This is a genomic window from Maribacter sp. 2-571, from assembly GCF_050589625.1.
In the GTDB taxonomy this organism is placed as follows: domain Bacteria; phylum Bacteroidota; class Bacteroidia; order Flavobacteriales; family Flavobacteriaceae; genus Pelagihabitans.
Genome location: NZ_JBNGOP010000017.1, coordinates 17912 through 31614 on the forward strand (window position 1 = coordinate 17912; position 13703 = coordinate 31614).

A 13703-nucleotide genomic window follows, 5' to 3' on the forward strand; every position below is an offset into this window, starting at 1 on the left:
AAATATGCTAATATCGCTCTTACCTTTGAGTAGTGGGCCCCAAATTAGACCTGCAAAGTATTGTTACGAAAAACGTAAACCGTGAACACAATTTTAAAGACCGTCATCATCGATGATTCAGGGATGCAGCTCAAAGTCATCTCTAAATTAGTAGAAAAAAATCCCCATTTGTCATTGGAATCTGCCTATGCGAACGGGGTTGCCGCACGTGAAGGAATCCAGAACAACAATATCGACCTTATTCTGTTGGATATTGAAATGCCGGTAATCAATGGTTTCGATTTCTTGGATGCCTTGGAACGCCGTCCACAGATCATCATCATATCGGGAAAGCCCGATTACGCTTTGCGGGCCTTTGAGTACGATGTTACCGACTACCTCCAAAAACCCATTACACCGGAGCGTTTTGATACCGCTATCCATAGGGCGGTTACAAACTATCACTACCAACGCGGCGAAAACCAATCGCAAGATTATATTTTTGTAAACAGCAATCTACAAAAGAAGAAGGTAATCGTCGATCAAATCAAATGGATCGAAGCCCTAGGTGATTATGTAAAAATCGTTACCGCGGAACAAAAAATATTAGTGCTTTCCACGATGAAGGCCTTTCTAAAGAAACTGCCGTCCCAATTTTTAAGGATCCATAAATCGTATTCGGTCAATGTAGAAAAAATTGAAAAATTCTCCAGTACTTACGTGGAAATTGGGGAGCAACGTATTCCGATGAGCCGCTTGCGAAAAGCGGAACTTGAAAAAGCGCTTACCGATTCCATTTGAAACGGACCGTTTCATTTATCTCAGTAACCATCTTGCGCCTACTCCTTTAAAAAATATCGCTTTACAAGAGTCCTTCAAAAGTGGGTTGGGCATGATTGTCCCAAAACCGGGCTTTTATTGAGCGCTACGTAACATCTCCGCTGTAACCACCGTGCGAAAACCCAAATGCTCCTGTGCCGAATCGAGACTGGTACCCATTCGGGCAGAAATACGATAATTGGCACAATACGAATCGCTACAGAGAAAAGACCCCCCTTTTATGACCCGTTCGCGAGCATAGGGATCTCTTTCATTAAAAGGTTGGGAAGCGCCATTGGGGTTTAGGGGCGCCGCTTTATCCGTTTTTGCCAAATCGGCATAGTAGGAACTGTTGTACCAATCACTGGTCCACTCCCAAACATTTCCGGCCATATCGTACAAGCCAAAATCATTCGGGCGATACGACTTTACCGCTGCCCTACCCTCAAAACCATCTTCTTTGGTATTGGCTACCGGAAATTCCCCCTCCCAGGTATTCGCCATCTTCCCTAGCATCGCAATATCATCTCCCCAGGTAAACGGCATTCCTTTTTTATCGCCACGAGCGGCACGCTCCCATTCCGCTTCGGTAGGTAGCCGCCTTCCGGCCCAATTACAATACGCCAACGCATCTTCATAGGCGATATGCACCACCGGTTCCAAATCTTTGCCCACAATGGAACTTCCCGGACCGTTAGGGTGTTTCCAGTTGGCGCCTATGGTCCAACGCCACCATTGCGAAAAGTCATATAAGTTGGGAGGTACGGTCTTTGTTTTTTTGAAGGTCAAAGAGCCGGGCTGCATAATACTGTCATGCGGTTTTGGTGTTCCTTCTGGAAGTTGGGACTTCATTTCTTCCCAATCGATTTCACGTTCGGCGATAGTTATGTAATCCGTAGCCGCTACAAATTTTTTAAAATCGGCATTGGTCACCTCGGAAACATCCATAAAAAACCCATCTACCTTTACTTTCGCTGCAGGCTTCTCATGTTGCATCGCCATGCGATCGCCGGGTACCGCTCCCTGTAAAAACGTACCTCCCGGAATCCATACCATCCCCTCCGGAGCTTTTAGGTCCTTTGGCCTATCTACCAATAAAGGGCTATTTATCGTCTCCGGCGATAATCCCTGCTCCGTTTTTTTTGAGGTGTCCTCCGTAGCAATCGATTCTGTACTTTTTTTACTTTTTTCTTGGCAGCCCGTTATACTGCTGCCTATTGCAATCAGTAAAAACAATTTGGTAAAAACCTTCATATTTTAGAATCTCTGGTATTTTCGCTAAAGTTAAACGCTATTTTTTAGTTCCCATGAAAAGGAATGTCCCAAAACTATGTTTATTTACAAAATCAAATATCCTCTTCATCGTTTCTGATTTGTTCGTATACCATTTCTGGTGTTCCTTTGTGCAGAACATCCACATAAAAAACCGGCCCACCTTTTAAAAAGTGGGCCGGTTATCATAAAACGTATTTTAAACTTTTCTGTTAGCATCGGGGCGACCCTACACGTAAACAACCTCGGGGCAAGCCCACGAGGTATTAGAACGAAAATTAACATTGATTTCGACGCAAGCGTCGAAGCATTTTAAATCTCGATTATCGAGTCAAAATTAAAATGCGTCTAGATGTATTGGTTCACAATGTTTTCGAACAATTCTTGCTTACCGCTCTCCAAAGATGGTTCCCCTTGCTCAGCGGCAATGGCATAAAGATCGTTCAATTCCAGAGCACCATTTTCAAAGTCTTTCCCTTTACCGGAATCGAACGAGGCGTATCGCTTTTTACGCAAGGTCTCGTACGAGGAGGAGGAAATGATCTTATCGGCTGCCAGCAAGGCCCGTGCAAAGGTATCGGCACCTCCGATGTGCGCATGGAAAACGTCGTCCATATCGGTAGAGTTCCTTCTGATTTTTGCGTCAAAATTGACTCCTCCGCCCTGTAGTCCGCCAGCTTCCAAAAATACCAGCATCGCCTCGGTCAGCTCCAAAACGTTGTTCGGAAATTGATCGGTATCCCAACCGTTTTGGTAATCGCCCCTATTGGCATCCATACTGCCCAACATTCCCGCTTTAGCGGCAACGGCAATCTCATGTTGGAACGTATGCTGTGCAAGGGTAGCATGGTTTACCTCGATATTCATTTTAAAATCTTTTTCCAGGCCGTACTCCTTCAAAAACCCGATTGCGGTGGCACAATCAAAATCGTACTGATGCTTCATGGGCTCCATCGGTTTGGGTTCGATAAAGAACGTTCCGGTAAAACCTTGCCCCCTGGCATAGTCCCTGGCCATAGTAAGAAAACGGCCCATATGATCCAGTTCCCTTCCCAAATCGGTATTCAATAAGGACATGTATCCTTCTCTTCCGCCCCAGAACACGTAATTCTCGCCACCCAAGGCTATAGTCGCATCCAAGGCCAACTTTATTTGCCCTCCGGCACGTGCAAGCACCTTAAAATCAGGATTGGTGGCGGCACCGTTCATATATCTGGGATTGGAAAAGCAATTGGCGGTTCCCCACAAGAGCTTAATTCCAGATGCTTCTTTTTTATCCTTTATGTAATCGGTGATCGTTGCCAAGCGCTTTTCGGATTCGGCAAAGCTATCCGCTTCCTGTACCAAGTCGAAATCGTGAAAACAGAAGTAATCGAAACCCATTTTTCCGATAAATTCAAAAGCGGCATCCGCCTTGTCCTTTGCTGCCTGTACGGGGTCGGATGCTTGGTCCCAAGCAAAATTTTGCGTGCCCGGTCCGAACGGGTCGGCACCTTGTCCGCAGAAGGTATGCCAATAGGCAATGGCAAACTTAAAATGTTCGCTCATGGTCTTCCCCGCTACTACCTTGTTGGCATCGTAATATTTGAACGCCAACGGATTGTCCGATTCTTTTCCTTCGTATTTTATTTCACCGATACCCTTAAAGTATTCTTTGTCTCCTGTGATGACCATAATGTATTCCTATTTATTATTTATTGATGATAGTTGTTAACTCGTTTTTCCATAGCGCATAGGCCTCCCGATACGGTTGTTGTGTTTCGGAAGGGGCGAAAGTGGTAATATAATCGTTATTCATAACATACTCCCCAAATTTATCGAAATCCCCTTGGTGGAGTCCGGCCGCTCTTGCCGCCCCTATGGCGCCGGTGGTGTTGTAAAGCTCGATTTCGTATCCGATCAATGTGGCAACGGTTATGGCAAAAATTTCAGAACGAAACAGATTATCGTTCCCTACGCGCATAACGTTTACGGTAATGCCGTCGGATTTCATGATTTCCATGCCATAAACAAAGGAAAAGGCGATACCTTCCAATGCCGCTCGGCACAAATGGGCCTTGTTATGGTTGTTCAGGTTCATGTGCAGTACATGGGAGCCGACCTCGCTATTGTTCAACATGCGTTCGGCACCATTTCCGAAGGGAATCATGCAGACCCCATCGGAACCGATCGGGACCGTATCGGCCAAATCGTTCATTTCTTTATAGGACTCTACCGACAGATTGTTCAACAACCATCGGTATTGTATGCCCGCTCCGTTGATACAAAGTAATTTTCCGATCCGGGGAGCACCATTTTGGGTATAATTGACATGCGCAAAGTTGTTCACCCTTGCGCTTTCTTTGGAGGACAGGCTATCCGTTACCGCGTAAACAACTCCCGAGGTACCGCCAGTGGCGGCAACTTCACCCGGTTGGAATACGTTTAATGAAAGTGCATTGTTCGGTTGATCTCCGGCCCTATAAAAAATTGCGGTTCCTTCAGAAAGACCGGATTCGGAAGCACCTGTTGCGTTTACCGTAGATTGCTTGCCGAAGGTTGGTACGATATCGGGCACCAGTGCGGCATCAATGCCGTAATGATCCAACAAAAGTTGTGCTACCGATCCCTTTTCAAAATCCCATAACATACCCTCAGAAAGCCCCGAAATGGTAGTATTGATGGTTCCTGACAATTTATACGCAATATAATCCCCGGGCAACATAAACTTATGGATCTTGGCATACAGCTCCGGTTCATTATCCTTTACCCATTTGAGTTTGGAGGCCGTAAAATTTGCGGGTGAATTCAGAAGACGTGTACTGCACTGCTCCGGACCTATGGCCTCGAACGCTTCATCCCCGATGCTTACCGCCCTACTATCGCACCAGATGATAGACGGCCGTAATACCGCTCCTTGCGCATCGACTACCACCAGACCGTGCATTTGATAGGAAATTCCGATGCCCGTAATTTCGTTCGCCTTTACCTGGTGTTCTTTTTGAAGTCTGGCTATGGCACGGCATACGTGTTTCCACCAGCGTTCCGGGTCTTGTTCCGCCCAGCCGTTTTTAAGGGCGATCATCCCCATTTCCGTTTCAGGTTCCTGCACCACGTCGATACTTTTACCCGTTGCCACGGCTACCAATGCCACTTTTATAGAGGAACTTCCAATATCCAATCCAAGATAATACATTCGCTTTCTTTCAAATTTATTCCCGTAAATCAAAAAGTGTGACTACATCCCACAACCCAATCGATTAAGCAGCCTTAAATATATAAAAAGGGACGCTTACTTTTATAGCAGATTTATGAAGCTGACAATATTAACGCATTGTTCATTAAAATTGAGTTGGGCCAAGCGCCATTTTCACAAACGATTTGAACGATCGGTCCATATTTTTTTAATCAAAAAAAATGCGCGCTATCCGAGATTCTTGCTTCATGGGAAAAATGGAAGAATCATTGAAAACATAGAAAAATCAATGGGTCGCGAAAGTCACTATTGTTTACGCAAGTGTATAATCATCTTTCCTATTTTCACGATCATTCGGCCAGTATTGCGTTAAAATGGTAAAATAGGGCCATTTTTGTTAGCGATAAAATAATTTTAAACTATCTTTTGCCCCGAAAAAGTCAGGTCTCCCTTCGGACTTTTAGCATATTGAAACAACACAACAACTGATAAACAAACAAACCTTCAAACATGGAAAATTCAGTATCACAACCTTCCGTAAACGCGAACAGGCTATTTTATGGTAGCTGTTTTGCACTTATTACCACCGCATTTTCATTTAGTATCGCCGCGGGGATTCTAGATCAATTGAAAACAGACTTGGCCCTGTCGGGCGAACAGGCGGGATTGATCGCTTCCATGTGGTTTTTTGGTTTTCCAGTTTCCATGATCATCGGCGGATTGATCTACCATAAAGTAGGCGGAAAAATCATCATGCAGTTTGCTTTTTTTGCCCATGCCATCGGTATTTTAATGGTAATTTTTTCTGGAAGCTATATGGGGCTGCTCATTGCCAATTTGCTCATCGGTTTGGGTAACGGATGTACCGAAGCGGCCTGTAATCCAATGATCGCGGATGCTTACCAGGGTACTAAAATGAGTAAGATGCTCAACCGTTTTCATATGTGGTTCCCAGGGGGTATCGTTATCGGGAGTTTAATTTCCAATTTCCTGACCAACATGGAAATCGGATGGCAAACGCAACTTGGTATCATTATCATTCCTACCCTTATTTACGCCTTTTTGTTTTTTGGCCAAAAATGGCCAAAGGCGAAGGTTCAGGAGGCCGCAACGATAACCGGAAATTTAAAGGCCATGGTCACGCCCTTGTTCCTTTTTATTGCCATGTGTATGACCTTGACCGCAATTTCTGAATTCGGTCCCAACCAGTGGGTAGGCCTTATTCTATCGAAAAGTGGCGCGCAACCCATGCTGATTTTGGCTTTGACCGCCGGTCTAATGGCTATTGCACGTTACTTCGGAGGCGATATGGTGAAAAAATTCGATCAAGTAGGGGTCCTTTTGGGGTCCGCCGTTTTGGCCACTTTGGGTATTTATCTTTTTAGTACACAAACCGGTGCCATGTCCTACGTTGCAGCGATATTTTTTGCACTGGGCATCGCTTATTTTTGGCCCAATATGATCGGTTTTGTTGCAGATAAAATACCAAAGAGCGGCGCCTTGGGCATGTCCATCATCGGGGCCATCGGTATGTTTATGAACGGACTCATACAACCCATCATCGGGGGGTGGATCGATAGCGACCGGGAAGCCGCAGCGGCTACGGGACTCACGGGCGACGAACTTATCTTGGTTTCGGGCCAGAATACCTTGGAAAAATTGACCTTGTTTCCCGGAATACTCATTATTCTGTTCACCATACTATGGTTTTGGATGAAAAACAGAAAGAAAACCGCAGTGGCCACCGCCTAGAACGCATTACCGGGAATCGTTTCCAAAATAAGAAAACGATAACGACCGACTTTACATAACGGTGTTCAGGCCCTTAAGGACATTGCAAAATATACCATAGCCTCGATCAAGTTGATCGAGGCTTTTTTTATGCGATTAGGAACGCTAACGCTATGATGCAAGGCACTCGAAATTCCACTCAAAACGCCAATTGCAGTTCACAAACGGCTTATACTATTTTAACTTCGGCATCTGCCATATCACGAGCACCATTGGATAAAAGCAGTGTCTTGTTCCTAAGAAACGACAGTCCGATTGTTTTATAAATTTTCATCCAAGCGTTTACGTCAAAGTTTTGATGGATGCCGTTAATACTATTGCAAAAACAAAGGGAATTTTGACATAGCAAAGGGAGAGGAAACCCTCCTTCTTTAATGTAGCGAAAACAACAGTCGAATACCTTAAAAACGATACGGAAATGACAGAATTGGATACTTTACAGTTAACGAAAAAAGCAACCACCGATCACGAAATTTTTCCATTGTTGCAGATGCGATGGAGCCCAAGAACGTTTAGCGATACACCAATACCCGAGGAAGAACTGTTGCGGCTCTTCGAAGCTGCCCGTTGGTCCGCCAGCTCCTTTAACCGACAACCATGGCGGTTTATCTATGCGATAAAGGGTACGGAGGCCTACCGATCCATTTTGGATTGTTTGAGTGAATTCAATAGGCAATGGGCCAGTTCGGCCCCTGTATTATTGCTCACGGCATACAAGGAACATACGGAAGAAGGTGATAAAAACTTTCACGCGTTGCACGATTTAGGGCTAAGCCTGGGGAACATGGGGGTACAGGCGGAACATATGGGAATCGCCATGCACCACATGGCCGGTTTGAATTGGGAAAAGGCCCAAGAGGTATTTTCGGTTCCGGAAGGTTTCCATATTACCACTGCCATTGCCGTCGGATACTATGGTGGCGACGTGGATTCGCTCTCCGAGGACTTAAGGGAACAGGAACGGCTAGAGCGGCAACGCAAACCTATTGCTTCCTTTGCGTTCAAAGAGGAATGGAAAGGATAAGTGTTACGGAATTAAAAATTAATAAGACAAGATACTATGCAAGTAATTTTTGAATATCATGATGTAAGTGCAAGTGAACGATTGGAAGCTTTGGCAACCGAAAAATTGGAACATTTGAAATTGAAATTCGATTTTGTGCATCGGGCCGATGTTTTTTTTAAGACGGAAAATAGAAGCGATAGCGAGGAGCAAATATGTGACATTCGCTTAAGCCTTCCAGGGCCACGGATTTTTGCCTCTACGAACGCCAACAGCTTTTCTGCTGCAATTACCGAAACTATAAACGATTTGGAAGACCAATTGCGAAAGAAAAAAGAAAAAATGAAGTCGTATTGAACAGAAAAAGAGGTTACCTTTAGCCGAAACAAGATGATTCAAGCACTGCTCAACTATTTATAAAAAAAGCGGTCAGCAAAATCAATAACAAGGCGACGACTATCCAGAAGTTGTAAAGGCGTTTTCTTCTTTTTTTCGATTTTCGTAACGATAGTTTCATAGGTTTTAAGATTGCAGTGAAATAACGTTTGGCAAAGAAAGAAATCCTACAGCGGAAAGTTTACCTCTTATGAAAGAAAATGGTGCCGAAATACCTCAGCTTCCTTGACGCGCATTAGGTTACCAAGCGGCCTAACGAAATTTCGTTACCGACATGACAGCAGGAAAAAAAACATATTTCACCAGAAAACGCATTGCAAAGTTTATTGCAATGCTTTTCCTTTTATTGGGGGCGCTGTTACTTTTCATCAGGAGTGAATGGGGACAACAGTTACTGGTACAAAAACTGGTGGACTATGTGGAAGCGCAAACCGGAGCTTCAGTGGATATTGAGCGACTGTACATCACTTTCTCGGGGGACATCGCCTTAGAGGGATTTTTATTACGGGATTTACAGGGCGATACCCTCCTCCACTCCCAACGCTTGGAGGCCGATCTCGGGCTTTATGGAATCGTATTTCAAAAAAAAGTGGCCTTGGAATCATTGGAATGGGAAGGCGTCCGTGCCAACATAAAGAGGTCGGAAAACCAAACGGACTACAATTTCGATTTTCTTATACAGGCGTTCGCAGATTCGACAGCTACGACAACGGAAACGACTGAAGATCCCTATACCTTTGTATTGGGCACGATTTCGTTAGAGGACATCCGTTTGGTTTTCCAAGATGAACCTATGGGTGTTTTTAGTACGAATACCATTGGAACCCTGAAAACCGATTTTGATCGAATCGATGTAGCACAAGCCTTATTCCATGTGGACAAGATCGTACTAAAAAACTCTAATTTTTCGTTAAAACAGACCAAGCCTTTTCCTGAAACAACGGAAGATTCCGTGAACACACCGCTACCCCGGTTGCGTTTTTCAGAAATACAACTTCAAGATGTTGCGGCGACCTACCGATCGCAAACGGACAGTATTGTCGCGGAGGTAAAAGTCGGTGATTTCCTGACCAAAATTCCCAAAATAGACCTTAACACCAATACATTCGAAATTGCCGAATTACGGTTGGAAAAGTCGGAATTACTCCTACTAAACTATAAAAACGATAGCCTATCGGGAACAACGGAAAATACCGAAGAAGTTATGGCCAGGTTCTTTGAGTGGCCCGAATACCATGTTCGTTTGCAAAATATAAAACTGAAGAACAATCGGTTTCGCAACACGGTCAATACCATTGATCCCGCTTTGAACAACAATGGTTTGGCCTTTTCCAATATTAACTTTTATGCGCCCTTATTGCATTACCGCCCGGGGAACTTAAAATGGAAAATATCCAACGCCCAACTGCGCACACCGGACGGTTTTGTGCTCAAGCAATTGATGTTGGACGGTACGGTAACCGATACCGAACTGGAAGTATCCAAAATACGCTTGCAAACCAATAGGAGTAGCCTTAAAGGAGCCCTTTCCGCCACCTATACTTCCGTAAATTCCGTATTGACCATGCCAGAACGGACCGCGCTCTCGCTTACCGTTCCCTCTTGGGAATTCGATTTGCGCGATATGTATCCCTTTCAACCGGATTTGGCCAAAGATGAACGGATTACCGCCTTAACGGCCCATCCGTTCAAGGGGCGTATTTCGGCAAAGGGCACCCTGTCCGAAATAAAAGATATAAACAGCACGACCACCTGGGGAAGCGTTACAAGTTTGGCGTTGGAAGGCAGCGTTCGCAATAGCACCGTTTTGGATTCCCTTAGCTATGATTTGGATAGAATAGAGGTAGTTTCGGGAAGAACGGATTTCGAAAAACTTCCGTTGGCCATGGACTCCACCCTCGTAATACCCCAAAATATACAGCTATCCGGCAGCGCAAAAGGTACCGTAACGACCATCAAAACCGATATGGAAATGGTTTCCTCGCTCGGGCGGGCCTCCTTTAAAGGAGAAGGGAAGTATACTAGCGTCCCTTCTATTAGCGGGAATATGGCAATCGACAGCCTGCAATTGGGAACCCTTTTAAGCAACGGCCAATTGGGCAGCATGTCATTGTCCGGTAATTTCAACCTCCGGGGAAAGGAACTGCACCAAATGTCCGGAACCTTGAATACCGTAATCGACCGATTCGATTTTAATGGCTACCCCTATAAAAATTTTAGTATTACCGGAGCCATGAACGAGGGTTCGGGAACGCTGTCAACGGCTTATCGCGATAAAAACCTCAACTTCACGTCTACCAACGCGATAACGCTTTCACCAAACGCCTATACCGTAGTATCCAACGTTATCATTATCGGTGCCGACCTCAACAACTTGGGCGTTACCGAAAACAGTATTAAAATAGGGGGCTCACTAAACATTGGCCTGGACGCTTCCCCGGGATCATTCCGTTTTACATCGGAACTAACGGAGGGCGTTGCCGTCAGGGACGATGAACAGTATCAGATGGGAAGTATCGATGCCACGGGATTTGTCGGGGAAAAAGTAACGGAAGCCTCGGTACGCAGTACTTTTTTAAATCTTGATTTTAAGGCAAATGGCGGACCGGACGATATGAACACGGCATTGACACAACAGCTACGCTCCTACTTTGAAAGACCATCGGATAGCGTTAGCAGGGATACCACAACCGTAGTTAACCTAGCTGCAAAGATTGCCCCTCGTCCGATACTAACCGAAGTCTTTTTTAAAGGGATCGAACAACTCGATACCATAACATTGGACGCTAGATTGAATACCAAGAGCGGGACGATCAATGCACAGCTACATGCACCGACCTTAGTGTACAACGGTACGGTGTTGGACAGCCTGCACTTTAGCCTTAAAGGGGACGGCGAAAACCTACGATTGGATTCGGGTCTGGCAAATGCGGATTATACTCCTATAAACATCAGAAAAACACACCTGAAGGCGGAACTTATCGATGAAAAATGGGCCATAGACTTTATGGCATATGACGAGGATGAAGCGCCGTTGATGCATGTAGGTACCGAAATGCAATGGGCGCAGGACACCGTATCGATCCACATTGTACCCAAAACACTGCTGTTACAGGGTTCGCCATGGGACATTCCGATGTCTAACCGTGCTATTTTCACTTCAGAAAATATGCTTTTTGAGAAGTTTTCCTTTTCCAAGGGCGAGCAGCAGCTTCAGCTGAGCAATACCCTGGACGACATCAACGGTCCGCATATAGCCGTACTTGCCGAAAATTTTGACCTGCAAACGTTTTTAAGCTTCTTAAATCCGGAATCAAATCTGCTTTCGGGTGAAGCCTCCGGTAGGCTGGTTTTGAAGCGACCCGCAGCCGATTCGGAGCTGGTCGCCGATATGCAGGTGCGTGATTTGGCGATAACGGAAAAACGACTTGGCAATCTGGACGTTCAGGTAAACCGCAAGAACCAAGAAACCTATGAGGGAACGGCAACCATTGGGGAAGGAAATTTAAATGTAGCCCTGTTCGGCACCTATGTTTCCAATGGAACGGAACCATTTTATGACCTTACAATGGAACTGAAACAGTTGAAAACAGCTCTGCTTACGGATTTTTTTGACACACAATTGGACAGTCCCAAGGGGTTTCTTTCCGGAAAATTCAGTTTTCTTGGCACCTTCAACAAACCCGATTTTGGTGGACAATTGGACTTTAATGGGGTATCCCTTAAAAGTATTCCCTTAAAAACGACGTTCAGTATACCAAAAGAGTCCATTGTTTTAAAGGAAAACCAATTGGTCTTGGACGATTTTTTAATAGCTGACGACACTAGGGGCGCGCTAACTATTGGAGGAACGATCGGAATGGAAAATTTGGGAAATCCCGATTTTGATCTCAACGTCACCGCCGATCGTTTTCGTTTTATAAACTCCGAAAAACAGGAGGGTGCGCCGTACTACGGTATCGGAAGCATTGATGCCAATGTTACCTTATCGGGCAACGCAACGGCGCCTAATGTGCAAGGCAGGTTACGGGTAAGGGAAATCACCGAGCTTACCTACATCATTCCCGAGGAGCAAATGACGGTCGAGGAGCGCGATGGTATCGTACTGTTCGTAAACAAGGAAAATCCGGAAGCGATACTCACTCGAAAAGAGGCCGCTGATCCGGAACTTTTTTTCGGTGCAGATGTGAACTTGGTATTGGAAATCGCCAATGACGCCGTCTTCACTTTGGTACTCGACGAAAAAACCGGGGACATGCTGCAAGTGGCCGGCGACGCCGATCTGAATTTGACCGTATCGCCCAATGGCATGATGGGACTTGCCGGAAAATATGAGTTGAAAGATGGCTTTTACCGAACCAGCCTTTACAATCTGGTTAGCCGTAAATTCGATCTGCAGGAAGGAAGTAACATTAGATGGTCAGGCGACCCTTTGTCCGCAACTTTGGATGTGACCGCCATTTATCGGCTGGAAACGTCCGCTGCACCTTTAATGGCCTCCGAAACCTCCGGTGTTGCGTCGAATTTAGCTTCAAAATACCAACAAGTAATGCCCTTTCTGGTTTCTTTGAACGTAGACGGGGAGCTTATGACACCAAAAATTTCTTTCGCCCTCGGCGTACCCGACAACGCCAAGGATGATCTGGGCGGAGCGGTATATGGTAAGGTCCAGCAGTTGAACGAACAGGAAACGGCCTTGAACAAACAGGTTTTTTCCTTATTGGCGCTGAACCGCTTTTTTCCGAATACGGTAAGCGATGGCAGTAACGGGGGAGCCGCTGGTTTGGCACGGAACAACGTGAACAAGGTACTCTCGGGAGAGTTGAATGCCTTTTCCGAAGCGATTTTTGATAACAGTAGCTTTGAGCTTGACTTCGACTTGGACAGTTTTACGGACTACTCCGGCGAAACCGCACAAGATCGGACCCAATTGAATATCAATGCCAGTAAGAAACTCTTCAACGATCGCTTGATCGTAACTGCCGGCAGTGCCGTGGATGTGGAGGGAAGTGCACAAGCGGGCCAAGAAGAGACCCCCATCATCGGTAATGTCAGCTTGGAATACATTTTAACGCCCAATGGACGCTATCGCCTAAAAGGTTTTCGAAAAAACGAATATGTGAACGTTATCGATGGGCAGCTTATCGTTACCGGTCTGGCCCTAATTTTCAATAGAGAGTTCAATGAATTTAGTGAACTGTTCAAACCTTCGGCAACGATTCCCGATGAGAACAAAGAGGAAAACGGCACCAAAAAAATCAACTAATA

8 protein-coding genes are annotated in these 13703 nt (G+C 45.4%); 5 read left to right on the top strand and 3 right to left on the bottom strand.

Annotated elements, in window-relative coordinates:
• The first annotated feature begins 81 nt into the window (after positions 1-81).
• Positions 82-780: a LytR/AlgR family response regulator transcription factor gene (locus ACRD7P_RS13065; RefSeq protein ID WP_430908073.1), complete on the top strand. Its 699-nt coding sequence runs from the start codon at positions 82-84 to the stop codon at positions 778-780.
• Between the two features lie 114 nt (positions 781-894).
• On the opposite strand, the gene ACRD7P_RS13070 is transcribed toward ACRD7P_RS13065, so the two are convergent.
• The 3 genes from ACRD7P_RS13070 to ACRD7P_RS13080 all read right to left on the bottom strand — a co-directional run bounded on the left by ACRD7P_RS13070 (position 895) and on the right by ACRD7P_RS13080 (position 5245).
• Positions 895-2052, bottom strand: a complete 1158-nt coding sequence (locus ACRD7P_RS13070) for a formylglycine-generating enzyme family protein (RefSeq protein ID WP_430908074.1) — start codon at positions 2050-2052, stop codon at positions 895-897.
• Between the two features lie 366 nt (positions 2053-2418).
• Entirely contained in the window at positions 2419-3744 is a 1326-nt protein-coding gene (gene xylA / locus ACRD7P_RS13075) for a xylose isomerase (RefSeq protein ID WP_430908075.1), read from the bottom strand.
• A gap of 16 nt (positions 3745-3760) precedes the next feature.
• Complete coding sequence (locus ACRD7P_RS13080) at positions 3761-5245, bottom strand: xylulokinase (protein ID WP_430908076.1); 1485 nt, start codon at positions 5243-5245, stop codon at positions 3761-3763.
• 510 nt (positions 5246-5755) lie between these two features.
• On the opposite strand from ACRD7P_RS13080, the gene ACRD7P_RS13085 reads away from it, so the two are divergent.
• The 4 genes from ACRD7P_RS13085 to ACRD7P_RS13100 all read left to right on the top strand — a co-directional run bounded on the left by ACRD7P_RS13085 (position 5756) and on the right by ACRD7P_RS13100 (position 13701).
• Positions 5756-6997, top strand: a complete 1242-nt coding sequence (locus tag ACRD7P_RS13085) for an MFS transporter (RefSeq protein WP_430908077.1) — start codon at positions 5756-5758, stop codon at positions 6995-6997.
• Between the two features lie 457 nt (positions 6998-7454).
• Positions 7455-8060, top strand: a complete 606-nt coding sequence (locus ACRD7P_RS13090) for a nitroreductase family protein (protein ID WP_430908078.1) — start codon at positions 7455-7457, stop codon at positions 8058-8060.
• Positions 8061-8096: 36 nt separating this feature from the next.
• Complete coding sequence (gene hpf, locus ACRD7P_RS13095) at positions 8097-8396, top strand: ribosome hibernation-promoting factor, HPF/YfiA family (protein WP_430908079.1); 300 nt, start codon at positions 8097-8099, stop codon at positions 8394-8396.
• 313 nt (positions 8397-8709) lie between these two features.
• Positions 8710-13701: a translocation/assembly module TamB domain-containing protein gene (locus ACRD7P_RS13100; RefSeq protein WP_430908080.1), complete on the top strand. Its 4992-nt coding sequence runs from the start codon at positions 8710-8712 to the stop codon at positions 13699-13701.
• Positions 13702-13703 lie beyond the last annotated feature (2 nt).